General features: G+C 58.0%; 14 protein-coding genes, 1 tRNA gene, 2 rRNA genes and 2 pseudogenes. All 19 read left to right on the top strand.

Annotation, left to right across the window (positions count from 1 at the left end):
* Positions 1-206 precede the first annotated feature (206 nt).
* The 19 genes and pseudogenes from AC07U5_RS15225 (at position 207) to AC07U5_RS15135 (ending at position 23,454) form a co-directional block, all read left to right on the top strand.
* Positions 207-3,006, top strand: a 23S ribosomal RNA gene (locus tag AC07U5_RS15225).
* A gap of 126 nt (positions 3,007-3,132) precedes the next feature.
* Positions 3,133-3,247, top strand: a 5S ribosomal RNA gene (rrf, locus tag AC07U5_RS15220).
* Between the two features lie 207 nt (positions 3,248-3,454).
* Positions 3,455-3,531: transfer RNA gene (locus tag AC07U5_RS15215), tRNA-Met, on the top strand.
* 106 nt (positions 3,532-3,637) lie between these two features.
* Positions 3,638-3,997, top strand: a pseudogene (locus AC07U5_RS15210) (IS66 family transposase); the annotation flags it as partial.
* 194 nt (positions 3,998-4,191) lie between these two features.
* Positions 4,192-5,073, top strand: coding sequence for an AraC family transcriptional regulator (locus AC07U5_RS15205; RefSeq protein WP_494723514.1), 882 nt, complete (start codon positions 4,192-4,194; stop codon positions 5,071-5,073).
* Between the two features lie 652 nt (positions 5,074-5,725).
* On the top strand, positions 5,726-6,709 hold the full coding sequence (locus tag AC07U5_RS15200; protein ID WP_494724258.1) for a substrate-binding domain-containing protein: 984 nt from the start codon (positions 5,726-5,728) through the stop codon (positions 6,707-6,709).
* 74 nt (positions 6,710-6,783) lie between these two features.
* Positions 6,784-8,304, top strand: a complete 1,521-nt coding sequence (locus tag AC07U5_RS15195; protein ID WP_494723513.1) for a sugar ABC transporter ATP-binding protein — start codon at positions 6,784-6,786, stop codon at positions 8,302-8,304.
* Between the two features lie 14 nt (positions 8,305-8,318).
* Positions 8,319-9,320, top strand: a complete 1,002-nt coding sequence (locus AC07U5_RS15190; RefSeq protein WP_494723512.1) for an ABC transporter permease — start codon at positions 8,319-8,321, stop codon at positions 9,318-9,320.
* 31 nt (positions 9,321-9,351) lie between these two features.
* Positions 9,352-10,317, top strand: coding sequence for a sugar-binding transcriptional regulator (locus tag AC07U5_RS15185; RefSeq protein WP_494723511.1), 966 nt, complete (start codon positions 9,352-9,354; stop codon positions 10,315-10,317).
* Between the two features lie 4 nt (positions 10,318-10,321).
* A complete protein-coding gene (locus AC07U5_RS15180) occupies positions 10,322-11,320 on the top strand; it encodes an aldo/keto reductase (RefSeq protein WP_494723510.1) in 999 nt (332 codons plus the stop codon).
* A gap of 61 nt (positions 11,321-11,381) precedes the next feature.
* Positions 11,382-13,109, top strand: a complete 1,728-nt coding sequence (locus tag AC07U5_RS15175) for a glycerol-3-phosphate dehydrogenase/oxidase (protein WP_494723509.1) — start codon at positions 11,382-11,384, stop codon at positions 13,107-13,109.
* On the top strand, positions 13,109-13,951 hold the full coding sequence (locus AC07U5_RS15170; RefSeq protein ID WP_494724257.1) for a class I fructose-bisphosphate aldolase: 843 nt from the start codon (positions 13,109-13,111) through the stop codon (positions 13,949-13,951). Before AC07U5_RS15175 ends, AC07U5_RS15170 begins: the two co-directional genes overlap by 1 nt.
* 13 nt (positions 13,952-13,964) lie before the next feature.
* Positions 13,965-15,437: an FGGY-family carbohydrate kinase gene (locus AC07U5_RS15165; protein ID WP_494724256.1), complete on the top strand. Its 1,473-nt coding sequence runs from the start codon at positions 13,965-13,967 to the stop codon at positions 15,435-15,437.
* Positions 15,438-16,071: 634 nt separating this feature from the next.
* Complete coding sequence (locus AC07U5_RS15160) at positions 16,072-17,106, top strand: LacI family DNA-binding transcriptional regulator (protein WP_494724255.1); 1,035 nt, start codon at positions 16,072-16,074, stop codon at positions 17,104-17,106.
* A 190-nt stretch (positions 17,107-17,296) separates the two neighbouring features.
* The gene (locus tag AC07U5_RS15155) at positions 17,297-18,481 is read left to right on the top strand and encodes an ABC transporter substrate-binding protein (protein ID WP_494724254.1); all 1,185 of its coding nucleotides are present in this window, start codon (positions 17,297-17,299) and stop codon (positions 18,479-18,481) included.
* 112 nt (positions 18,482-18,593) lie between these two features.
* Positions 18,594-19,529: a carbohydrate ABC transporter permease gene (locus AC07U5_RS15150; RefSeq protein WP_494723508.1), complete on the top strand. Its 936-nt coding sequence runs from the start codon at positions 18,594-18,596 to the stop codon at positions 19,527-19,529.
* Positions 19,526-20,389, top strand: coding sequence for a carbohydrate ABC transporter permease (locus tag AC07U5_RS15145; RefSeq protein WP_494723507.1), 864 nt, complete (start codon positions 19,526-19,528; stop codon positions 20,387-20,389). Before AC07U5_RS15150 ends, AC07U5_RS15145 begins: the two co-directional genes overlap by 4 nt.
* An 18-nt stretch (positions 20,390-20,407) precedes the next feature.
* On the top strand, positions 20,408-22,354 hold the full coding sequence (locus tag AC07U5_RS15140; protein ID WP_494723506.1) for a glycoside hydrolase family 127 protein: 1,947 nt from the start codon (positions 20,408-20,410) through the stop codon (positions 22,352-22,354).
* Between the two features lie 11 nt (positions 22,355-22,365).
* A pseudogene (locus tag AC07U5_RS15135) lies at positions 22,366-23,454 on the top strand (ABC transporter ATP-binding protein).
* The last annotated feature ends 167 nt before the right edge of the window (positions 23,455-23,621 follow it).

Genomic DNA, 23,621 nt, shown 5'->3' with positions numbered 1-23,621 from the left:
GGTGTTGCCTGACCGCGCATCACCGGATGATATCTCGAGAAGCTGGTCTTAATGGTATGGCTTCGAGGTGCACCGGCGTGCCCTCAATGAAGACCATACCGAACACGTCGATGGCATCGTGACTTGGCTGGGTTGTAAAAGGTAACCTTGCCTGTCGTTCATTCCTTCGGAATGACGACTTGATGATGAGCATAGACAATGAGAACGAAGAAGTGAATTAAGGGCATTTGGTGGATGCCTTGGCATGCACAGGCGAAGAAGGACGTGATACGCTGCGAAAAGCCGTGGGGAGCTGCGAATAAGCTTTGATCCATGGATCTCCGAATGGGGCAACCCACCTTAAATACCTAGAAAATCTGTTCTGTTGAGCGATCGGCAGAAGAGGTTTCTAGGTATTGTGATAAGGTATCTGCATCTGAATACATAGGGTGTAAGAAGCGAACGCAGGGAACTGAAACATCTAAGTACCTGCAGGAAAGGACATCAACCGAGACTCCGTAAGTAGTGGCGAGCGAACGCGGACCAGGCCAGTGGCAATGATGAATAAAGCGGAACGATTTGGAAAGGTCGGCCATAGCGGGTGATAGCCCCGTACGCGTAGAACAGTCATTGTCCTTGAGTAGGGCGGGACACGTGAAATCCTGTCTGAACATGGGGAGACCACTCTCCAAGCCTAAGTACTCGTGCATGACCGATAGCGAACAAGTACCGTGAGGGAAAGGTGAAAAGCACCCCGACGAGGGGAGTGAAATAGAACCTGAAACCGGATGCCTACAAACAGTCGGAGCCCGCAAGGGTGACGGCGTACCTTTTGTATAATGGGTCAACGACTTAGTGTAACGAGCAAGCTTAAGCCGGTAGGTGTAGGCGTAGCGAAAGCGAGTCTGAATAGGGCGTTCAGTTCGTTGCATTAGACCCGAAACCGAGTGATCTAGCCATGAGCAGGCTGAAGGTTGGGTAACACCAACTGGAGGGCCGAACCCATAACTGTTGCAATAGTTCGGGATGACTTGTGGCTAGGGGTGAAAGGCCAATCAAACTCGGAAATAGCTGGTTCTCCGCGAAATCTATTTAGGTAGAGCGTCGACCGAATACCCTCGGGGGTAGAGCACTGGATGGGCTATGGGGACTCACCGTCTTACTGATCCTAACCAAACTCCGAATACCGAGGAGTACTAGTCGGCAGACACACGGCGGGTGCTAACGTCCGTCGTGAAGAGGGCAACAACCCTGACCTCCAGCTAAGGTCCCCAAGTCATGGCTAAGTGGGAAAGGATGTGAGGATCCCAAAACAACCAGGATGTTGGCTTAGAAGCAGCCATCATTTAAAGAAAGCGTAACAGCTCACTGGTCTAAATAAGGGTCTTTGCGCCGAAAATGTAACGGGGCTAAAGCCATGCACCGAAGCTGAGGATACAACGTAAGTTGTGTGGTAGCGGAGCGTTCCGTAAGTCTGTGAAGGCGGACCCGTGAGGGCTGCTGGAGATATCGGAAGTGCGAATGTTGACATGAGTAACGATAAAGGGAGTGAGAGACTCCCTCGCCGAAAGACCAAGGGTTCCTGCTTAAAGTTAATCTGAGCAGGGTTAGCCGGCCCCTAAGACGAGGCGGACACGCGTAGTCGATGGGAACCACGTTAATATTCGTGGGCCTGGTGGTAGTGACGGATCTTGTGTGTTGTTCAACCTTATTGGATTGGTTGGGCGGCGAAGAGGTTCCAGGAAATAGCTCCACCGTATAGACCGTACCCGAAACCGACACAGGTGGTCAGGTAGAGTATACCAAGGCGCTTGAGAGAACTATGTTGAAGGAACTCGGCAAATTGCACGCGTAACTTCGGAAGAAGCGTGACCCTTTTGCACGCAAGTGTGATGGGGTGGCACAGACCAGGGGGTAGCGACTGTTTATCAAAAACACAGGGCTCTGCGAAGTAGCAATACGACGTATAGGGTCTGACGCCTGCCCGGTGCTGGAAGGTTAAAGGGAGAGGTGCAAGCTTTGAACTGAAGCCCCAGTAAACGGCGGCCGTAACTATAACGGTCCTAAGGTAGCGAAATTCCTTGTCGGGTAAGTTCCGACCTGCACGAATGGCGTAACGACTTCCCCGCTGTCTCCAACATAGACTCAGTGAAATTGAATTCCCCGTGAAGATGCGGGGTTCCTGCGGTCAGACGGAAAGACCCCGTGCACCTTTACTATAGCTTTACACTGGCATTCGCCAAGGCATGTGTAGGATAGGTGGTAGGCTTTGAAGCAGGGACGCCAGTTCCTGTGGAGCCATCCTTGAAATACCACCCTTATCTTCGTGGATGTCTAACCGCGGTCCGTTATCCGGATCCGGGACAGTGTATGGTGGGTAGTTTGACTGGGGCGGTCGCCTCCGAAAGAGTAACGGAGGCGCGCGATGGTTAGCTCAGACCGGTCGGAAATCGGTCGTCGAGTGCAATGGCATAAGCTAGCCTGACTGCGAGACTGACAAGTCGAGCAGAGACGAAAGTCGGTCATAGTGATCCGGTGGTCCCGTGTGGAAGGGCCATCGCTCAACGGATAAAAGGTACGCCGGGGATAACAGGCTGATGACCCCCAAGAGTCCATATCGACGGGGTTGTTTGGCACCTCGATGTCGACTCATCGCATCCTGGGGCTGGAGCAGGTCCCAAGGGTATGGCTGTTCGCCATTTAAAGCGGTACGTGAGTTGGGTTCAGAACGTCGTGAGACAGTTCGGTCCCTATCTGCCGTGGGTGTAGGAATATTGACAGGATCTGTCCCTAGTACGAGAGGACCGGGATGGACGTATCTCTGGTGGATCTGTTGTCCTGCCAAGGGCATAGCAGAGTAGCTATATACGGAATGGATAACCGCTGAAGGCATCTAAGCGGGAAACCAACCTGAAAACGAGTGTTCCCTATCAGAGCCGTGGAAGACGACCACGTCGATAGGACGGGTGTGGAAGTGCAGTAATGCATGAAGCTTACCGTTACTAATAGCTCGAGCGACTTCTTCGTTCCCATTGTTCATGCTCATCGAATAAAACTCGATCGCATCACGTGTTCATCAAATAGAGCCAAAAGCTCTCCAGCTTCTCGATACAACAGCACATGCAAATGCATGTGCCAGTTGCGTTTTGCCGACCTGGTGGTTATCGCGGGGCGGCTGCACCCGTTCCCATTCCGAACACGGCCGTGAAACGCCCCAGCGCCAATGGTACTCCGTCTTAAGACGCGGGAGAGTAGGTCGCTGCCAGGTCTGCTAAACGCAACTCAAAATATCTTCTCAATCACAAAACCTCTCGGCACAGGCCGAAACAATAGGCCGCACACAAAGCGGCCTTTTGCAGTTCTAAAGCAATAACGCGGGGTGAGCAGCCCCCGCCGACCCGCAGAAGGCAAAAGCCTTCGAGGACCGGCAAAACAAAAACAACCGGGCCCTTGCGCTGCGGTCGCTCATGATTAACGCGGGGTGGAGCAGCCCGGTAGCTCGTCAGGCTCATAACCTGAAGGCCGCAGGTTCAAATCCTGCCCCCGCAACCAAATATACGACGATCATTAAAACCCCGCGGCAAAAAAGCCGCGGGGTTTTGGCGTTTATGGTGCATCCGGTTCGTTATAGGCCTTGCGCGCCGTGAAATGGTTCTAACTCGTCGAAGACCTGCGTAAGTGGCTCCAAACCGAGCGGGCAAAGCTGTCGCGCAGTTCTCCCGTCGCCGAGGCGATAGATTATATGCTCAAGCGCTGGAACGGCTTCAAGTCCTTCCTCGACGATGGCCGGACTTGTCTCACGAATAAAGCAGCTGAAGGAGCGCTCAGAGGCTTTGCGCTCGGCAGGACGTCATGGCTGCTTGGCCCGGGGGCATCGTGGTGCTGACCGCACGACGTTCATGGTGACTGATCATGATCGCCAAGTCCAATGACATCGATCCGAACGCATTGGCTTGCCGACGTCATTGCCAACAATGCCGAGATGCCGATCAGTAGATTGGAGCAATTGCGGCCGTGAAATTGGATGCTGAAGACGTTGAACGCTCATGTGGCGTAATCTGCGCTCCAACGTAGATGCCAGCATCCCTGCCGGATGGCTACCTCATAGGCCGACGCTATTGCTGAACAGCCAAGTCTGGTAATCCGCAAGATCGGTCGAGCGTACAGCACTTGTGCGGGGCTATTTGGTGCTGCCACGGCAAGGACAAGATAATGACGACGACGCTTCGAAAGTACCATGCCCGGATGCAACGGGTCCTGGATCACATTGATCAGCATCTCGACCGCAATCTGGACCTGGACGAGTTGAGCCGCGTGGCCGCATTCTCCAAGTTCCATTTCCATCGGCAGTTCGCAGCGGCCTTCGGGCTGTCTGTGCATCGCTATATCCAACTCGTCCGCATGAAGCGGGCATCATACAGGCTGGCCTACAGGGACGTAGACAGTGTGACGGAGATAGCGATGGATGCCGGCTACGACGCTCCTGATGCCTTTGCCCGCGCGTTTCGGCAAAGGTTCAGCCAGTCGCCTTCGCAGTTTCGGAAATCTCCCGATTGGGAACCGTGGCTTGCCGCCCTCGGGCCTCTCAACCAAGCAAGGAGTAAGCTTATGCAAAGGACATTTGCAGCAAATGACATCGAAATCCGCGAGGTGTCTCCGACCCGTGTCGCGATCATGAAACACGAAGGTGATCCGGCAAGCATCGGCGATACGATCAAACGCTTTATCGCATGGCGTAAAGCTGCGGGCCTCAATCCGAAGACCAGCTCGACTTTCAACATCTTCCATTCCGATCCGCGGGTGACGTCTCCGGACGGGTATCGGTTGGATCTTTGTGTCAGCACTGATCGGCCGATCAAGACGAATGGAGAGCATGTCGAGGCGGGCATGATTCCCGGCGGCCGTTGCGCCGTGCTGAGGGTCGTCGGCAATACGGATGATCTGGAGCCCGCCGCGCTTTACCTCTATCGCGATTGGCTACCGGCCAGTGGTGAGGAAGCGAGGGATTTCCCGCTCTATTGCCAGCGACTTACCTTCTTTCCCGAAGAACCTGAACATGCGGCGGTGGCAGAGCTCTTCCTGCCGCTGAAATAGCGAGCCTCTGTAGTCGCTTGTCCGTTTCCGGCCACGGCAGCGGACAAGCAGCTTTCAACCTGAACCTCCCGATCCGGCTAAACAGCGCGCTCGCTCAAGGTGGGCATTCCATCAGGCGTAACCGTAGCGATCTCAACCGGATGTGACCTTTCAAGAGACGGACTGGCGGATGAAACAGGAGGGCAAGATTGGACACCGATCACCCGGCAGAGGCGTTCGATATCCCATGCCGAAACGCAGTCGAAGCTGTTTGCCGGGTTAGAGCCTGTCGCACGAAAGCGTTCAGCGGCTTTGCGATAGCGACATGCGATTCGATAAAGAACTGAATCCTGGGGGCGAATCTAAAGATCGCGAATAGCTTTGGTGGCGGGTTTCCCGCTGTAGAATAGCCGCGCTTCAAACATTGTTTCGGTCCGGCAGTCCTCGCAGTTGACGCGCATTCGGACCATCACGCTATGTCTTGCTTTCCATAATCCCACTGTAACTGAAATAAATTTCACCAATCAAAATATTATGCAAGCTATATTGACGCCAGCCTCTCTCCGCGCTAGTTATCCACTATGAAATAAATTTCTGATTTAGATTTTTATTTCGATGACTGATTTATCTCTGGGAGGGGAACATGCTGAAGTCTTTGAAGGCGGCAACCGCTATGGTGCTGGTCGCTACGGTTGTTGCTGGCTGGTCTGCACGATCTGCCAATGCTGAAGGGAAATTTGCCTGCGAGCCGGGTGAAACCTACGCCATGAACGTCATGGTATCGGGTCATCCTTACTGGGTTCCTGTGTTCGAGGGCTTCAAGCAGGCTGCGAAGTCGCTCGGTTGCAAAGCCGTTTTCACCGGCACGCCGGATTACGATATCACCAAGCAGATCGCTTCCTTCGAGCAGGAAGTCGTCAAGAAGCCAAAGGGTATCCTGCTGCATCCGATGCAGGCTGACCCCTTCATCGAGCCGATCAACAAGGCCGTCGACGGGGGAATTTCGATCACGACCTTTGCCGCTGACTCGCCGAAGTCCAAGCGCACCGCATACATCACCTCCGATAACGTGGCAGAGGCAAAGTTTGCTGCCGATGAGATCGTCAAGGTGCTCGGAGAAAAGGGTGAATATGCTGTCCTCGAAAATCCGGGCCAGAGCAACCACGACCTGCGCGTCACCGCGCTCATCGACTATATGGGCCGCACCCATCCGGATATGAAGCTGGTTGCCCGCCAGCCGACGAACCAGGACTCCAACGCGGCCTATCAGGCCGTGTCTGCAATGTTGCAGGCCAACCCGAACCTCGGGGCTCTCTGGATCCCTGAAGCCGGCTCGGCCGAAGGAGCGGTTGCCGCTGTTCTTGCAGCAAAGAAGAAGGTCCTCATCCTTCACGCCGACATTACGCCTGCAACGCTTGAGCAGATCAAGCAGGGCAACATCCACATGGCGATCAATCCCAACCAGGGCATCCAGGGGTTCATGGGCTTTGTGAATACCTTCCTCGGTGCTCACCCCGATCTCATCGATCCGTTCAACGACTACAAGGTCTCCGGCTTCAACCCGATGCAGATCCCCTCGATGGACAACGGTTTTGCCGTCATCACCAAGGACAATGCCGACTCCTTCGACCTCAACACCTACATGAAGGGCCGCTGATCAGCGGCCGGCCAACCCCGGCGATGCAGACTGCAGCGCCGGGGTCGTCGAAATGATCGATCGGGAGGGGTGGCATGGCCGAGGTCGTACTCAGCATGACCAATATTCACAAATCTTTTGGACCGGTTCGGGCGCTACGCGGTGCGCAACTTGAGCTGCGTCGCGGAGAGATTCATGCGCTCGCGGGAGAAAATGGCGCTGGCAAATCGACCTTGATGCACATTATCGATGGCATTCTGCAGCCTGATGAAGGCGAGATCCGTATCGATGGAGCACCGGTTCGCATCGCCTCGCCCAACGCTGCCAACCGGCTTGGTATCGGCTTCGTTCATCAGGAGATCGCGCTGTGCCCCGAAATCTCGGTGGCGGAAAACATGTTCATGGCCGAGACGGGCCAGAGCCGCACGCTGATGATGGACTACCGCTCGCTCTATGCGCGCGCCGCAAACATCCTGAAGGAGTTGGGCGAGATCGATCCGAGGCGCCGCGCCGGTGATCTCTCGATCTCGCAGCAGCAGATCGTCGAAATCGCCAAGGCGCTGACGCTGGATTGCCGTATTCTGATCCTTGACGAACCGACCGCCGCCTTGACCGAGACCGAGGCGCAGACATTGTTCAATATCATGCATCGCCTGGCCGAACGCGGCATCGCGATCATCTACATTTCCCATCGCATGGCGGAGATTTTCCAGCACTGCGATCGGATCACCATCATGCGTGACGGCTCGCACATCAAAACCGCCGATATCGCGGCAATTGCCCCGCAAGAGGTGGTCAACAGCATGGTTGGTCGCGTTCTTGACAAGCTCTATCCGCGGAAACGGGCACCCGATGCGACATCGGACGAGATCATCCTGTCAGTACAGGGTCTGACGGAGGGGAAACGGGTCTCGAACGTCAGCTTCGATCTCCGCAAGGGGGAAATCCTCGGTCTGGCAGGACTGATTGGCGCCGGGCGCAGCGAGATCGTGCGTGCGATCTGCCGGCTGGAGGGCAAGGCCGAGGGGGATGTCAGCCTCAAAGGACGCAAGCTCTCGCTGCGCGACTATCGTGACAGCATTCGGGAAGGGTTGGTTTATGTCTCTGAGGATCGCAAAGGCGATGGCCTGTTCCTCAACATGTCGATCGCCAGCAATGTCTCGGCTCTCGATGTCGGGCGGGTGTCCAATCGCCTCGGTTTTATCAGCAGTCGGAAAGAGACTGGCCGTGCGCGCTATTTCGGCGAGCGTTTGAAGCTGCGCTCCAACGGGGTTGGCGATGCCGTGAACACGCTGAGCGGTGGTAACCAGCAGAAGGTTGCTCTGGCGAAAATGCTGTCGGTCGAGCCAGAGGTCGTCTTTCTTGATGAACCCACCCGCGGCGTCGATGTTGGCGCGAAGGCAGAAATCCACCGGCAAATCCGGGATCTTGCCAATGAGGGAGTGGGCGTCGTCGTCATCTCGTCCGAACTGCCTGAACTGATCGGTGTCAGCGATCGCATCCTCGTGGTGAGGGAAGGCCGTATCACCGGCGAGGTCACCGGCCCGGATATGACCGAAGAACGGATCATGCATCTCGCATCGATCAGCAATCCATCGCAGCTCTGCGAAGCTTGAGGAGAATGGGAGACATGGCAACGCTCGAAACACAGCATCACGCACACCAGGCCGCGGAAGCTCGCGCCCGGTGGTGGACTCCCGCCATCAAGGCGCGCGAAACCGGTCTGATCGTCATCATCCTGGCGCTCTTTACGGTGATGTCCTTCATTTCACCCTACTTCCTGACTGTCGATAACCTGCGCGCCATGGCAATGGCATTTGCGGTGGAAAGCATTGTGGTCGTAGGTATGACCATCCTGCTGATCTCCGGCGGCATCGACCTCTCCGTGGGCTCGGTCACGGCGCTTGCGATGGTGGTTGCCGGTTGGCTTTTCCTGAATGGCATTGATCCTTGGGCGGCCGCAGCGCTTGCCATCATGGCCACCACCTGCATTGGCATGTGTATGGGTTTCCTGACGACAGTCGTCGGGCTTCATCACTTCATCGTTTCGCTGGGCGTCATGGTGATCGCCCGCGGTGTGTGCCTGCTTGCAACGGGAGGACGGCCGCTCAGCCTTTTTTCCCTGCCGCCGGAATTCAAGTTCATCGGCCAGGGTGCGGTCTATGGTATTCCGCTGGTCCTAATCATCTTTGTCGTGGTGGTCTTCACCTTCGACCTGCTGCTGCGCCGCACGACCGCCTTCCGTAAGGTCTTCTACACCGGCAGCAACCCAAAGGCCGCCGCCTATTCCGGAATTCGCGTCGGTCGCGTTGTCTTTGCAACCACAACCTTGTGCTCGACGCTGTGCGGCGTGGCAGGTGTCATCTACATGGCTCGCTTCGGGTCCGCCCAGCCGAGCTTTGGGGTCGGCATGGAGCTTAACGTGATCGCTGCTGCGGTCATCGGTGGCGCCAGCCTCTCCGGCGGATCGGGAACGATCCTTGGTGCGATCCTCGGTGCCGTTCTGCTTTCGGTTGTTTCCAGTTCGCTCGCCTTGCTCAACGTGTCAGTTTACTGGCAGGACATTATTCGGGGAAGCATCTTGCTCGCAGCCGTTCTCTTCGACCACTACCTGGTCAAGCGTCGCCGCTGAGCGCCCGAACGAAACAAGGAGTGACGATATCATGGCGGAAAACAAAGACGAATTCGATCAGCAGCGCCAGATGTATTCCGTCCTCGTCCTGCATTTCATCGAGGGTGTGAAACAATCGGAGATCGCCGAAAAGCTCAATCTGTCCCACACGAAAGTGAACAGGATGATTGCTGCTGGCCGCAAGGCAGGCATGGTCAAGATCAGCATATCGAGCCCCTATCAGCGTCTCGTCGATATGGAAAATGGTATCGTGGAGCGCTTTGGGCTCAAGCAGTCGATGGTCACGCCAACGGTTTCGGACAATCCCGAAACCACCTTGCAGATGGTTGGCCGTGTTGCTGCAAACCATCTGCTTGAAACCATCCGGGACGGCGATGTCATCGCCATCACCGGCGGCAAGGCGGTCAGCTCTGTTGTCGATAATCTTGAGGCCGAGCGTCGTTTCGATGTGCGCGTCGTGCCGCTGACCGGTGGCGTGCAGGGCAACCATTTCACCGACGTCAACTATCTTGCCACGCAGCTCGCCGAAAAGCTTGGCGGCACTGCGCAACTGGTTCACGCCCCGCTTTTTGTCGAAGACGAACAGCAGCGGGACCTGCTGATGAATGTGGCATCGATCCGCGACGTCCTTGATCTCGCGCGCAAGGCAACGGTTGCTTTGGTCGGTATCGGATCCGTGCAGGCGCCCGGATCTGGATATTACGATCTCTTGCCGGAGACGGCGCGAGGAAGCCATGCGCTGACTGATGCCGGGATTGCAGGCGAGTTTCTTGCGCACCTGATGCGCGCAGACGGATCTCTCGCCGACAGCGACTTGAATTCGCGCGTCGTTGCACTCGATCCGCGGCAACTGGCCGATTGCCCGTCCATCATCGGCGTGGCAGCCGGCAGCCTGAAAGCAGGCCCGGTGTCCGCCGCACTTGCGGGGCGCTTCCTCACGTCGCTGGTGGTCGACGAGGAAATCGCCAAGGCGCTTGAAACGTTTAAAGAAGGATAATGCGATGACAGACAATCCCATCTTGAAACGGCCAATCGGCCGAAGCGGCATCGAGGCGTCGGCCGTTGGGCTCGGCACCTGGGCGATCGGCGGCTGGATGTGGGGCGGCACCGACGAGAAGGCATCGATCGATGCGATCCGTGCCTCCATCGATGCGGGTATCTCGCTGATCGATACAGCGCCTGCTTACGGTATGGGCCTTGCCGAGACGATTGTTGGGAAAGCTATTGCGGGTCAACGCGACAAAGTCGTGCTCGTCACCAAATGCGGGCTGGTCTGGCATGTTGCCGAAGGTGCTTACTTCTTCCACCAGGACGGCAAGCCGGTCCACCGTTATCTTGGCCCAGCCTCCATTCGCTATGAGATCGAAAAGAGCCTCCAGAGGCTCGGTACCGACCATATCGATCACTATGTCACCCACTGGCAGGATGCGACCACGCCGATTGCAGAGACGGTTGGTGAACTTGTTCGACTGAAGGAAGAGGGCAAAATCCGGTCGATCGGAGCCAGCAACGTGTCGAAGGAAGACCTCCCGGCCTATATCGCGACGGGGGCAATCGATGCCATCCAGGAAGAGTACTCGATGGTAACGCGGACCATTGAAACGAGTTTCGTTCCAACGTGCCTTGCCAACGACGTCTCCATCCTCAGCTACTCGTCCCTGGCACTTGGTCTGCTCTCCGGCAAAATGGGGTCGGACAGGGTCTTTACCGGCGACGATCAGCGAAAAGATAATCCCAGGTTCAGTGTCAACAACCGTCAAAAAGTGGCGCGCTTGATGGAGGTGATCGAACCGGTGGCAGATCGTCATGAGGCAACGATTGCACAGGTGGCGATTGCCTGGACCGTAGCGCAGCCGGGTATAACATTCTCCTTATGCGGCGCGCGCGATGCGAAGCAGGCTATCGAGAATGCCAAAGCTGCGCGGCTGCGATTAACGACCGATGAGGTGTCGATGATATCCGACGCCATTACCGAGCATCTGGTCGACCTAGACCGTTAAGTTTCAAACACCGCAACACCAGATTGGGACGTTGGCTTGAAAACCAGCGAACGGTATTTCCATGTCCAGTTTCCGAGAGGATGCGCTCAGACGAATTCGACACGATGCCGATTTTGATGCCGTCGTTGTCGGTGGTGGGATCAATGGTATCGGTGCGTACCGCGATCTGGCATTGCAGGGACTACGAGTGCTTCTGGTGGAGCGCAATGATTTTGCTTCTGGATGCAGTGCCGCTCCCTCCCGCATGATCCATGGCGGTCTTCGCTATCTGGAAAACGGCGAGTTCGCTCTCGTGCGGGAATCGCTGATGGAACGGGACACGTTGCTGCGCCTGGCACCGCACATGGTCCATCCCTTGCCGACGACAATTCCCATCCACTCGACCTTCGGTGGCCTCTTCAATGCCGCAACGACATTTTTCGGCTCATCCGGCAAGCCGTCGAGCCGCGGCGCCTTGGCCATCAAGATCGGGCTCTCACTCTATGACTTCGTGACCCGAAAGAACCGTCTGCTGCCACGCCACGAATTTCGCAACACCCTGGCCACCCGATCGCGTTGGCCAGAACTCGATCCCCGTGCGCGTTACTCGGCCACCTATTATGACGCCTGGATCCGACAACCGGAACGGCTTGCCCTGGAACTGGTGCTGGACACGCGCCGTGATGCGCCACAGGCGATCGCGCTGAACTATGCGCAGTTCAGCCGCAGTGGCGACACCTATCATCTTTCAGTTGAAGAGATGGATGAACCGATTCCGATCCGCACGCGGATGATTGTCAACGCGACAGGCGCCTGGATCGACGAGACGATCGCGGCTCTCGGCAATGCGGCAAAAAACAATGAGCCTAGCGTTACCGGCACCAAGGGCTCGCATATCATTCTCGCCAATCCGGCGCTCTACGAGGCGTTGAACGGGCACATGATCTTCTTCGAGAATGTCGACAACAGGGTCTGCATTCTTTTTCCCTATCTTGGACGCGTGCTTGCCGGATCGACCGATATCAAGGTCAACACGCCCGGGCGCACGCGCTGCGAACCGGAGGAACGCGACTACATTCTGGATGCGGTGCGCACCGTCTTCCCGAATATCGACGTGGCGGCTTCGGATATCGTCTTCAGCTATAGCGGCATTCGCCCGCTGCCGCGCAGTGATGCGGAATTCACGGGAAGAATTTCCCGTAGCCATATGGTCCATCGGGTCGAAGGCAACCCGCCGCAACTTTGCATGGTCGGCGGAAAATGGACGACATTTCGCGCCTTCGGGGAACAGGTCGCAGATGAGGTCCTTGCCGAGTTGGGAGGCTCTCGCATCACCTCGACCGAGAACAGGCCGATTGGCGGCGGCATGAACCACCCGGGCGATGCCGACCAGCTGTCAGCCGAGCTTTCGCTGGACTTTGCCATTGGCAAGGCGCGTGCCGATCATCTTGCGACCACCTACGGCTCGCGGGCCTTCGAACTCATGACGTTTTGCCGATCGCGGTCGGACGATGTGTCGCTCTCTTCCGCAACCGTGATGACGCTCGCCGAGATCGCCTGGTTGATCCGGCAAGAGGACGTGCGGCACCTGTCCGATCTCGTGCTTCGTCGCACACGTCTTGCCATTACCGGCGAGCTTGATCTCGACATCCTCGACAGGTTGCTCGCCGTCACATCGCGCGAACTCGGCTGGACGGGCGACCGAGCATTCGCTGAACGGCGACAGGTGACCGACGAACTACAGGCCTATTACGGCGTATCGACCGAAATGCTTCAGGACAGATGTAAAGAAAAGGACAAGGCATCATGATGCGTGTTTCTCGCAAGGCAAGAATGAACAGGCTGTTTCGTCAGGGAGGATGCCTTGACGTGGCACTCGACCATGGCGTCTGCAACGAGCCGAGCTTTCTCGTCGGTTTGGAAGATATGGCCGGCGTGGTCAACAAACTGGTCGAGGCTGGACCGGATGCCATTCAGATGGCTTATGGGCAGGCCGATCTACTGCAATCCAGGCCCGAGCGTGACAAGCCTGCGCTCGTCATGCGTATCGACATGGGCAACCCTTACAATTCCACCCGCCACCGCAGCATGTGGTCGCAACTGCAAAATTATGAAGAGCCGATCATTGGCGCGCTGGAAATGGACGCGGCCTGTGTCGTCGTCAACCTGTTCATGCTGCCGGACGAGCCGGAACTGTTTCGCCAATGCGTCGAAAACATCAGTCGCGTGCGCGCCGATTGCCATCGCTACGGAATGCCGCTGATGATTGAGCCGCTGGTTATGCTGCCCAACGATGTGCGCGGCGGCTATCAGGTGGACGGCGATGCCGAGAAGATCGTGACCCTGGTGCGCCTGGCATCGGAAATGGGTGCCGATATCATCAAGGCCGATCCGACCAGCGATCCTGCGGATTTCCATAAGGTGATCGAAGCGGCACGCTGCCCGGTCCTCGTGCGCGGGGGCGGCAAGGAAGATCTGCGCACCGTTCTGGCAAAGTCGGCCGCGATCATCGAGCAGGGCGCAAACGGTATGGTCTATGGCCGCAATATCTATCAACATGACAATCCGGAGGCTGTCGTAAAAGCTTTGATGGCCATTATTCATCAGCGCGCCGGTGGCGAAGAAGCATGGGATATTTACAACCGTGGCTGAGACAAATTACGTTCTGGGCGTCGATGTGGGCAACACGGTCATCAAAGCCGTGCTGTTCGACACGGAAGGGCATCAGGTCGCGCAATGCGCAATCGATGGACAATCGAGCTTCCCCGAACCCGGACATGTCGAACGCGATCTGTCCGAGCTTTGGAAGAACGGTTGCAGGGCCATCCGTGAGGTGATTTCAAGCTCCGGCGTGGATCCCGCCCGGATCCTCGGGGTTGGCTGCGCCGGCCATGGCAACGGTCTTTATCTACTCGACAAGGATATGCGCCCGCTGAAGGGTATCCAGTCTCTCGACAGCCGCGCTTGCGATATCGCGACCGAGCTCGACGGCGAAAATGGCGCGGCTCTTCAGGCGCGATGCCTGCAACGGCCATGGCCATCGCAAACGCCAACCCTTCTTGCCTGGGTCAAGCGCCACGAAGCGGAGCTTTATGCTCGGATCGGTGCGGTTCTGTTCTGCAAGGATTATATCAACTTCTGCCTGACCGATCGTCTGACCAACGACATTTCCGACTTGAGCGGAGCCGGGCTTCTCGCCATGCCGGAAGGCGTGCTCGACGAGGCGTTGCTCAGCCTCTACCATCTGGAAGATGCGCTTTCTTTCTTCCCCGATCGCGTCGAATCGGCCGAGATCGTCGGACGTGTCAGTGCCAAGGCGGCACAGGCTACGGGACTTGCCGAAGGGACGCCCGTCATCGGTGGTTTCTTCGATGTGGTGTCGAGCGCGCTGGGCTCCGGCGTCATTCACGCCGGCGAGGCCTCTGTGGTGGCCGGAACCTGGAGCATCAACCAGGTCTTCGCCGACAAGCCCGTTATCAGTGATGACGTCTTCATGGTGACGGTTTTCGGTAAGGACCGATATGTCAACATCGAGTCCAGTGCCACGTCAGCTGCCAATCTTGAATGGTATGTTCACCGCGTGCGCGACGACCATGGCGACCAGGCGTTCGAGCGCTGCAATCGCGAAGTCGGCAAGGTTGCGCCACGCGCAGACGATCCTTTCTTCCATCCGTTCATTTTCGGCTCGCGTTTGGGCGCTGAGTTTCGCGGCGGCTTCTATGGGCTGGCGGGCTGGCACGGCGAGGGACATATGTTGAGAGCACTTTTCGAAGGCGTCTGCTTCGAGCATCGCCGCCATATCGAGGTGCTCGAAAATGCCGGACTGTCGGTCAGCAGAGCCGTCATGTCGGGTGGCGGATCGCGAAGCGCCCACTGGCCGCAGATGATGGCCGATGTTCTGGAGATCCCTCTGACCGTGGCGGAGGCGAGGGAGACGGGCGCGTTGGGGGCGGCCATTGGTGTGACGGTCGCTGTCGGTCACCATGCATCATACGAAGACGCCGTTCAGGCAATGACCCGCGTCGCCCATGACTTTCGCCCGGATGCCAAGCGTTTCGAGCATTTCCGCAGACGCTTTGCGATCTATGCGGCCCTCACCGGCCAGATGCGCAATTTCTGGAACGCATTGAAAAGCTGACGCATCTCGCAAAGCCGCAGGACACTTGTGGAAGACATTCTTCAGGAGCGACTGCGACTTTACGTTGGCCTGCGCGACCACGGAGCCGATGATCCGCAAAGGATGAGGCGCCATTCGTGTCGCCTCTCATGCGGTGCCCTGTTTGGTCTAAGATGATCGAGAGATCGCGTGACCGAGTTCGACGAGGTGCCCGATCGCTTTTTCCATGGCTTTGGCATCCCCGAAAAGCACGCGGTCGCAGGGCAAGTTTGACCGCGCAGCGAAAACTTCGATGCCTTCATCGACTTCTCCCCGTCATCGGTCATAGGTGGAAAATTCCAGTTCAAAATTGCCCAGTCAACTAGGGCATGTCAGTTCAGTCAGCCCGTCACCCGAAGTTATGGAGGAGGGGCAAGGTGCGCTACCCAGTGGCTATCGATCGACAACCACGCGCAGCTCCATATGCGCATTGGCAACGATGCGCCCGCGCAGACATTGACGCTGCTGCGGGAATTCAATCACAGCGCCTCCTAAGGAACAGGGGGCTTGCCCATCGTCCTAACCAAGCGGGACGAAATCAGCCTGTCAGAATGAATCTTTTGAGAAAACGTTTTCTCATATTGACTTGCTTGCTGAGAAAAGGTTTTCTCTCGTCATCAAGCGTCGGGAGGCAGCGCTGACACAGGACAATAAAAATCCTAGGACGACGATCCACGATCTGGCCCGGGCCGCCGGTGTCAGCGTCTCCACGGTATCCAAGGCATTGAACGATACGGGGAGGATGGGCGAGGAGACCCGCACGCGGATCAAGCGGATCGCGACAGAAATCGGCTTTCGGCCGAATGCGCTGGCGCGGGGTCTCTTGTCGCGGCGGTCCTTCACGATCGGGCTTTTGACAAACGACACCTACGGCCGCTTCACGCTGCCCGTAATGGCGGGCGTGTCGGAGGCTCTCGTCGACAAGGGCGTTTCGGTTTTCCTTTGCGCCATCGAGGATGATCCCGCGCTGGCCAGAGTGCATGTCGAGGCCATGCTCGACAAGCAGGTGGACGGCATCATCGCGACGGGCAAGCGCACCGACCGGGCTCTTCCTGTCGACCTGTCTGATCTGCCGGTGCCGGTGGTCTATGCATTCACGGTCGGGCCGCCGAACAGCATCACCTATGCGTCAGACGATGCGCAAGGGGCGGAAGTGGCGGTGACGCATCTGCTTTCGCTCGGCCGCAGGCGGCTCGCACATATAACCGGGCCGGACGCGTTCATTGCCGCGCTGGAGCGCGCCTCGGCGTTTCGGCGCCTCGCAGGCAGCGATGCGCCAGTGCTGCATGGGCAGTGGACGGAATCCTGGGGTCGGGAAGCCATTCTCGACCTCTGGCAAGCGGGGGAGCGGCCGGATGGCATCTTCTGCGGCAACGACATGATCGCCCGTGGGGTGATCGATGGTCTGCGCGAACTTGGTGTGTCGGTGCCGGGTGAGGTTTCGATTGTCGGTTTCGATAATTGGGAGATCGTTGCTTCCCAGTCGCGTCCGCCCCTGACGACGATTGACATGAATCTGAAGGAGCTGGGCCGGCAGGCCGGGCTCACGGTCCTTGCCCTTGGAGAGGGCCAGAAACTCGAGCCCGGCTGGCGCAAACAGCCTTGCACGCTGGTGGTCCGCGGCTCCTGCGGTAAGCCATCGAAGGATTAACGCATGGTCGACGCAAAACTGTGCAGAGGTTTTGCGATAACGACTTGAGATCGAACGAGAATGAGAGCGCAGGGAGTGAATCTGAAAGATCACCAGACGCTTTAGTCGATAGAAATTCAAGGGCTGAGGAGAGCCCTTTTTGGGAGGAAATGCCATGAGAAAATTGCTTGTCACGACAACGCTTGCCGCGATGCTGATTGCCCCGGCGGCCTGGGCGGATACGATCCAGATCTGGGTCCGCTCCGGCATGGGCGACAGTTTCAAAGAGACGGTGAAGGCCTTCAACGCCGGTCACAAGGACAAGGTCGAACTAACCGAAGTGCCGCAACCCGATCTCGTGCAGAAATATGCAACTGCGATTGCCGGCGGGCAGGCGCCTGACGCGCTGTCGATGGATCTGATCTACACGCCGTCCTTCGCCGCCTCGGGCCAGCTTGAGGACCTGACGGACTGGGCTCATTCGCTGCCCTATTTCAAGTCGCTTTCGCCCTCGCATGTCCGCCTCGGCACCTACAAGGATCACATCTACGGTCTGCCGCTATCGGTCGAGACCTCCATCTTTGCCTGGAACAAGGACCTATACAAGAAGGCCGGTCTCGATCCCGACAAGGCGCCTACGACCTGGGATGAAATCACCGCGAATGCCGAAAAGATTCGTGCGCTCGGCAAGGACACCTACGGCTTCTATTTCTCCGGCGGCGGCTGCATGATTTTCACCTTCGCGCCGCTCGTATGGGGCGCGGGAGCCGATATCCTCTCTGAAGACGGCAAGAAGGCGACGCTCGACACGCCGCAAATGCGCAAGGCGGTCGAATATTATCGTAACATGGTCAAGAAGGATCTCGTGCCCGCCGGCGCCGAGAGCGACAACGGCCCCAATTTCCTGTCGATCCAGAGCGGCAAGATCGGCCAGCAGTCGCTGGGCGCCTTCGCCATCGGAACGCTGATTACCCAGAATCCGGAGCTCAATTTCGGCGTGACGCTCATACCGAGCGTTGATGGCAAACCGTCTTCCTTCGCCGGCGGCGACAATTTCGTCGTCACGAAGGGCACGAAAAAAATCGATACGGTCAAGGGCTTCCTCGAATATGTCTATTCGCTGGAAGGCCAGAAGATCATGGCCAAGTATGGCAGCTTGCCGACGCGCGGCGATCTTGCCAACGAAGTTCTGGCCGGACTCGATCCACGCATGAAAGTCGGCGTCGATGCCATCGCCGTCGCCAGAACGCCCTATACGCTGCAGTTCAACGATCTGATCAACAGCGCCAACGGTCCGTGGGCCGCCTTCACCCACGCCGCCATCTTCGGCGATGAGGATGCGGCCTTCTCCGATGCCGAGGCACAGATGCAGCAGATCATCGACGACGCCCAGTAAAGCTTGGTTCCTCCCGGGGTGCGATCCCGCGCCCCGTCGGGAGCCGGACCTTAGTGTCCGGCTCCCGATCGATCCAAGATTGCCTATTCATCGATAGACATGCGAGCTCAAGATGACCGCTACAATCCCATCGCTCCAGACAGGGACGCGTCCAAGGACGCCTCGGCCTAACAGGCGCAGGAAGGAAGCCCTGAAGGGTCTTTTCTTCATCGCTCCGGCGATGATTCTGGTCCTTGTGTTCTTCGTCTTTCCCGTGCTGTTCACCGCCTGGATGAGCCTGCACAAATGGCCGCTTCTCGGCGAGCCCACATGGATTGGCCTACGTAATTACACGCGCATGTTCTTCGACCAGCGCTTCTACGATGCGTTGGGTTTCACCGCCTACTATACCGGCATTGTGACCGTCGTCATCTTCGCCTTTGCCTTCCCAATGGCGATGCTCGTCGAACAGAAGCGCCGCGCGGTGCCGGTCTACCGCACCTTCTTCTTTCTTCCCGTTGTCGTCGGCCTTGCCTCCGCCTCTCTGCTCTGGACCTGGCTTGCCAATATCGACAGCGGCTTTTTCTCGCCGCTGATGGAGTGGCTGGGGCTGACGAACGGTCGTATCAATCTGCTTGCCTCCTTCGATCTCGCCTTTTGGACCATCATCGCCATGGTCGTCTGGAAGATCGCCGGCTTTACCATGATCATCCTGTTGACTGGCCTGCAGTCGATCCCGGCGGAACTGGTAGAAGCAAGCCGCATCGATGGGGCGAAACGCCTGCAGCGCTTCCGCTACCTGACGCTGCCGCTGATGCGCAAGCCGCTGGCGCTGGCACTCGTGCTCTCCGTTACCGGCTCGATCCTCGCCTTTGATCAGTTCTACATCATCACCAGCGGCGGGCCGCAAAACCGGATGATCACCATCGTCTACTACATCGTCAACCAGTCCTTCGTGTCGTTCAATCTCGGCTATGGCGCAGCGCTTTCGATTGCGGTCCTCGCCATCCTGGTGGTGTTGAGCGTCGCCCAGCTCTGGCTGCTTCGCGACAAGGGAGAACAGGCATGACCAGCGCGCGCAAAAGCTTCGAACGCCGGCGCTTTCTCGGCAACTTCGCCTTTCACGGCAGCGCCTCCATTCTGTCGCTTCTGTTTCTGACGCCTTTCATCGTTGCTTTTCTCTCCTCGTTCCGTCGAGGCCCCGAGGCATCGACCCCACCCATCCCGCCATGGCCCGTAAACGGCATCTCGTTTGACGCTTATCGCATGCTCGACACGTTCGGCTCCGGCATTTGGCAGCACATGCTGAATTCCCTGATCGTGTCGCTCGGAACCGTCATCCTCACGGTCGTCATCAGCCTCTTTGCTGGCTACGGTTTCTCCCGGTACCGCTTCCCGCTGAAGAACGCGCTCTTCGTGCTGCTGATGGCGACGCTGATGATCCCGTTCCAGTCTATCCTGACGCCGCTCTTCATCATTTTCGCCAAGCTCGGCCTCAATAATTCACTGTTCGGCTTGGTGCTGATTTACGTGACGCTGCAGCTGCCCTTTTCGGTCTTCATGATGCGCAATGCCTTCGATGCCGTACCGAGGGAAATCGAGGAGGCGGCGCGTGTCGATGGCGTGCGCGATATCCGGCTCCTGACGCGCGTTTTGCTGCCGCTCGTCATGCCGGGCGTGGCGACCGTCGCCATCTTCGCTTTCCTCAATGCGTGGAACGAGTTTCTCGCCGCTCTCATCCTGCTGTCGAGCAACGACAAGTTCACGCTCCCTATCCTGATGACGGCGGTGCGCGCCGGACGGCTTGGGTCCATCAACTGGGGCGCGCTGCAAGCGGGCGTGGTCGTCATGATCATCCCCTGCATCATCGTCTTCCTCCTCCTGCAACGCTACTACATGCGCGGCCTGACGGCCGGCGCCGTGAAATAACCCTGAAGGATAATCCCGATGACTTCGAGTGAAAAACAATTCCGTCCCGTCGCTGTGCCAGCCGTGTCCGTCGGCGGATTCTGGGGCAAATGGCAGGACGCGGTTTGCGATGAGACCGCTTCGATCCTGCTCGACCGCTGCATCGCAGCTGGCATGTTGCAGGCGATAGATCCCGACCAGCCAAGCCCCGGTGTTGTCATTCCTCTCCACAATATGAGCCCTTCCAAACCTGAGTCCGAGCGCAAGGCCCGCGTCTCGACGCAGATGTTCTGGGACAGCGATTTCGCCAAGTCGATCGAAACCATTGCCTATGCCCTCTATCGCAAGCGCAACCCGGAACTCGAACGGCGCGCCGACGAGATCATCGATCTTTATGAAAAGCTCCAGCAGCCGGACGGCTACGTGAACTCGTGGTTCCAGCGCGTGCAGCCGGGCCGCCGCTGGACGAATCTTCGCGATCATCACGAGCTTTACTGTGCAGGTCACATGATAGAGGCGGCAGTCGCTTACTTTCAGGCAACCGGCAAACGCAAGTTTCTCGATATCATGTGCCGCTATGTCGACCATATGCTGACCGTGTTCGGCCATGGCCCTGATCGGCTGGCCGGCTATTGCGGTCACCCGGAAATCGAGCTGGCGCTCGTCAGGCTCGCGCGCACGACGGGTAACCAGAAATATATGGATCTATCGAAGTTCTTCGTCGATGAGCGAGGCACGCAACCGCATTTCTTCGACGAGGAGGCTGCTCGCGATGGGCGCAACCCGAAGGACTACCACTTCAAGGAATATGATTATTGCCAGGCGCATCTTCCGGTGCGCGAGCAGAAGCAAGTCGTCGGCCACGCGGTGCGCGCCATGTACCTTTATTCCGGCATGGCCGACATTGCCACCGAGTATCACGACGACAGCCTGACATCGGCATTGGACATCCTGTGGGACGATCTGACGACCAAGCAGATGTATGTCACCGGCGGTATTGGCCCCTCAGCCAGCAATGAAGGGTTCACCGATTATTATGACCTGCCGAACGACACGGCCTATGCCGAGACCTGCGCTTCGGTCGCGCTTGTATTCTGGGCAAGCCGGATGATGGGGCGGGGGCCGAACCGCCGCTTTGCCGACATCATGGAACAGGCCCTCTATAACGGCGCGTTGACGGGGCTTGCCATGGACGGCAAGACCTTCTTCTACGACAATCCGCTGGAATCGACCGGCAGGCACCATCGCTGGAAATGGCACCATTGCCCCTGCTGCCCGCCGAATATCGCCCGCCTCGTTGCCTCCGTCGGCTCCTATATGTATGCCGCTTCCGACGACGATATCGTCGTCCATCTCTACGGCGAGAGCGAGGCTCGTCTCGAGCTTGCCGGCGGCGCGAAGGTTCATCTCGCCCAGCAGGCGGCCTATCCCTATGAAGGCCGCATAAACTTTTCCCTCGGTTTGACTGCGTCGGCGCGCTTCACGCTGTCGCTGCGTATCCCCGAATGGGCCGAGGGCGCAACGCTGGCAGTCAATGGCGAAAGCCTCGATCTCAAGGCGATCGAGGCGGATGGCTACGCACGCATCGAGCGGCAATGGGCGGATGGCGATACGGTCGTCCTCGACCTGCCGATGGCGCTTCGCCCGCTCTACGCCCATCCCAAGGTTCGGCAGGATGCCGGGCGCGTCTCGCTGATGCGTGGTCCACTCGTCTATTGCGCCGAGGAGATTGATAACGGCGCTGACTTGAGCGCGTTTCGGATTGGTGAAGCTCCCAATGTTGCCGCAACCGTCGTGCTCGATGATTTGAACGGTGCCGTTGCGCTCGACCTCGACGTCCGCTGCAATTCTGTCGAGGCGTGGGGCAACGCGCTCTATCGCGGCACGCCGCCCGAGGCCGAGCCGTCTCGCTTGCGCCTCATCCCCTATCATCTCTGGGACAACCGGGCAGCCGGCTCGATGCTCGTCTGGTTCCAGGCGAAATGAAGGAGGCCGCCATGAAAGCCATTGAACGCACCGGCGCGGGCGTCCGGCTCGAAAACATCCGCAAGACGTTCGGAGCTCTCGATGTCATCCACGGCATCGACCTGGAGATCAGGGGCGGCGAGTTCATCGTCTTCGTCGGCCCCTCCGGTTGCGGAAAATCGACCCTGCTGCGCATGATCGCCGGGCTGGAAGATGTCAGCGACGGCGAGATCACGATCGGTGACCGCGACGTCACCTACCTCGATCCGTCCGAGCGCGGTATCGCCATGGTCTTCCAGTCCTATGCGCTCTATCCGCACATGACCGTGCGGGAAAATCTGGGCTTCGGCCTGAAGATGGCAGGAACGCCGGCGGACGAGGTCGCCAGGCGAGTGGAAGCCGCCGCCGCGATCCTGAAGATCGATCATCTGCAGGAGCGTCGACCGGGCCAGCTTTCTGGAGGCCAACGGCAACGCGTGGCAATCGGCCGGGCCATCGTGCGTGAGCCGGACGTCTTCCTGTTCGACGAGCCGCTCTCCAACCTCGATGCGGAGCTGCGCGTCTCGATGCGCGTCGAGATCGCCAAGCTGCATCGCACCCTGGGGAACACGATGATCTATGTTACCCACGACCAGACGGAGGCAATGACGCTTGCCAGCCGCATCGTCATCCTGCGTGATGGGCGTATCGAGCAGATCGGCACGCCGCGCGAGGTCTATGAGGACCCCGACAACGTATTCGTTGCCGGCTTCATAGGCTCCCCGCGCATCAATCTATTGGAGGGAACCTAGCTCGCCGATGGCAGGGTGAAAGTCGGCGATGCGACGATCACAACTCTCCTTGCAGGCACCGCTCGCAATGCCGGGGACAAAGTTGTGCTGGGTGTCCGCGCTGAGAACATTGCGGTCGTGGACACGCAAGGCGAAACGCTAAAGGCGGTGATCGATTTCACGGAGTATCTGGGGTCAACTCATTATCTCTACTGCGCGCTGGAGGATGGTCAGGCGCTGGTCGTGGAGGAACAGAGCGGTCGCGACTTCGCAAATGGTCAGACGATCCACCTTGCCTTGTCGACCGACAAACTCTTCGTGTTCAATGGCGACGGTACGCGGATCCGGTAGCTGCTGGTTGGGCCTGTCGCGCACTCTCCGGCAGATATGGCGCGATCAGCCACGCCTCGAAATACCGCGTTTTGAAATCGTCTCTCCATTGGCGCCTCAATGAATTTCGATAGCCCTTTGTGCGTCCAGAAGGGCGCACAAAGCTTTTGCCGCGCACGAGTGCGCCG

The organism is Agrobacterium sp. GW821-FHT02D03 (assembly GCF_059421725.1).
This window is presented reverse-complemented; position numbering and strand designations above follow the sequence as displayed.

Bases quoted from the DNA above. Each gene is read 5' to 3' on its own strand.
- AC07U5_RS15205 (WP_494723514.1), top strand. From the start codon at position 4,192: ATGACGACGACGCTTCGAAAGTACCATGCCCGGATGCAACGGGTCCTG.
- AC07U5_RS15200 (WP_494724258.1), top strand. From the start codon at position 5,726: ATGGTGCTGGTCGCTACGGTTGTTGCTGGCTGGTCTGCACGATCTGCC.
- AC07U5_RS15195 (WP_494723513.1), top strand. From the start codon at position 6,784: ATGGCCGAGGTCGTACTCAGCATGACCAATATTCACAAATCTTTTGGA.
- AC07U5_RS15190 (WP_494723512.1), top strand. From the start codon at position 8,319: ATGGCAACGCTCGAAACACAGCATCACGCACACCAGGCCGCGGAAGCT.
- AC07U5_RS15185 (WP_494723511.1), top strand. From the start codon at position 9,352: ATGGCGGAAAACAAAGACGAATTCGATCAGCAGCGCCAGATGTATTCC.
- AC07U5_RS15180 (WP_494723510.1), top strand. From the start codon at position 10,322: ATGACAGACAATCCCATCTTGAAACGGCCAATCGGCCGAAGCGGCATC.
- AC07U5_RS15175 (WP_494723509.1), top strand. From the start codon at position 11,382: ATGTCCAGTTTCCGAGAGGATGCGCTCAGACGAATTCGACACGATGCC.
- AC07U5_RS15170 (WP_494724257.1), top strand. From the start codon at position 13,109: ATGCGTGTTTCTCGCAAGGCAAGAATGAACAGGCTGTTTCGTCAGGGA.
- AC07U5_RS15155 (WP_494724254.1), top strand. From the start codon at position 17,297: ATGCTGATTGCCCCGGCGGCCTGGGCGGATACGATCCAGATCTGGGTC.
- AC07U5_RS15150 (WP_494723508.1), top strand. From the start codon at position 18,594: ATGACCGCTACAATCCCATCGCTCCAGACAGGGACGCGTCCAAGGACG.
- AC07U5_RS15145 (WP_494723507.1), top strand. From the start codon at position 19,526: ATGACCAGCGCGCGCAAAAGCTTCGAACGCCGGCGCTTTCTCGGCAAC.
- AC07U5_RS15140 (WP_494723506.1), top strand. From the start codon at position 20,408: ATGACTTCGAGTGAAAAACAATTCCGTCCCGTCGCTGTGCCAGCCGTG.